Annotated in this window: 1 protein-coding gene; it reads right to left on the bottom strand. The window is 60.3% G+C overall.

The genetic code is table 11. The features are described from left to right. Positions 1-25: 25 nt before the first annotated feature. On the bottom strand, positions 26-295 hold a 270-nt coding region (locus IG54_RS0137390; RefSeq protein WP_030795753.1), incomplete at its 5' end, for a PadR family transcriptional regulator.

Below are 295 nucleotides of genomic sequence, written 5' to 3'. Positions count from 1 at the left end.
CTGCCGGTGACCTTCTCCCAGAAGTTCATCTCCCGCCCTCCTCCTTGAGCCTGTCGATGCGTGATGACACGTACTGCCATTTCGCCCAGAACTTCGCCAGTTCTTCCCGTCCAGCGTCATTGAGCGCGTAGAACTTCCGCGGCGGACCGACCCCGGAGGGACGCTTCGTCACCTGGACGAGCTTGTTCCTCTCCAACCGCAGCAAGATGGTGTACACCGTCCCCTCGATGACGTCGGTGAAGCCCAGCTCATTCAGCTGACGGGTGATGGCATATCCGTAGGTTTCCTCGCGGTC

It is taken from the genome of Streptomyces sp. NRRL S-920, assembly GCF_000717945.1.
Classification (GTDB): domain Bacteria; phylum Actinomycetota; class Actinomycetes; order Streptomycetales; family Streptomycetaceae; genus Streptomyces; species Streptomyces alboniger.
This window is presented reverse-complemented; position numbering and strand designations above follow the sequence as displayed.